Source organism: Vibrio sp. Vb1574 (genome assembly GCF_033338675.1).
Window position 1 is genome coordinate 1 of sequence record NZ_JAWOTC010000251.1, and the last position, 1,308, is coordinate 1,308.

General features: G+C 48.2%; 1 protein-coding gene. It reads right to left on the reverse strand.

The window, feature by feature from the left end; genetic code table 11:
* Positions 1-1,308, reverse strand: a 1,308-nt coding sequence (gene sppA / locus R7O12_RS25250) for a signal peptide peptidase SppA (RefSeq protein ID WP_318126805.1), incomplete at both ends; no start/stop codon positions are given.

The following is a 1,308-nucleotide window of genomic DNA, read 5'->3' on the forward strand; positions in this document are numbered from 1 at the left end:
ACCGTCATATCTCGGTTTGAACCAACCAAAGAGATAAAGCGTTTGTAGCCATGCTCAATGCCTAATTGGAACGCTTGAGACGCGCCTTCAGACAAGCCAGTCGTAATGCCGTCGCCAGAAAACGGTGAGGTGCCAACGCCGTCGGTGTTGATACCAAGTTTGCTGAAGCCTTTTTCGAACGTCGTAATAACGCTGAAGATACCAATAGAACCTGTCAGTGTTGTTGGTTGTGCGACGATTTTATCTGCGCTCATTGAAATCCAGTAACCGCCAGAGGCCGCTAAGCTCGACATCGAAACTACAACAGGTTTGCCTGCTTTTTTTAGCGCTTCCACTTCGTTGCGAATTACTTCTGACGCAAACGCACTGCCACCAGGGCTGTCTACGCGAAGCACGACTGCTTTTACCTTCTCATCGTTACGCGCTTGACGCAGTAGACTTGCAACCGTGTCACCGCCTACTGTTCCACGAGGTTGTTGACCATCCATGATGGCGCCACTTGCAACAACAACGGCAATATCATGGTTTGCGAGTGTGTAGTCTGGGCGCATCGTCGCTAGGTAGTCGTAATAACTGATGGCGTTGTAGCTGTCTTTACCATCGCTACCAAATTCTTTGGCGAATAAGGTACGAATATCTTGGCGTGTCGCCAATTCATCAACTAATCCCATTTTGACGGCCAATTGCGCCAAATCACCATCCACAGATTTCATCTCGGTAAGCAGTTCTTCCATCGTTGGGTTTAGCACTTTGGCGTTGATGTTGCGGTTAGTCGTCACGTCATCGACAAACGCGCTCCACAACTGAGTGACCCAGCGCGTGGCAGACTCTTTTGCCGCATCCGACATGTCGTCACGAATAAACGGTTCGATAGCCGATTTGTAAGTACCGACTCGGAAAACGTGAGTGGATACGTCTAACTTCTCTAGCAGAGTTTTGTAGTACATAGAGTAAGCGCTGTAGCCCTTAATCAGTACGCCACCACCAGGCGCCATGTACACTTTATCGGCGTAGCTTGCTAAGTAATATTGACTCTGATTGTAAAAGTCACCCACCGCGTAAACTGGCTTACCTGATGCCTTAAACTCGTTTAACGCTTTAGCAATGTAACGAAGTTTCGTTAAGTTCGTTTCTGGCAGATCGCGCAATGCCAATACCAAGCCAGAGACTTTGGTATCGTCTTTTGCGTAGCGAATGGTGTCCACGATATCGAACAAAACGTTCTCTTTTGGCATCTCGTTACCTAAAAGAGAACCTGCGACTGAGTCCATTGGATTGACATAACGACGCTGTTCCACGATGGGACCA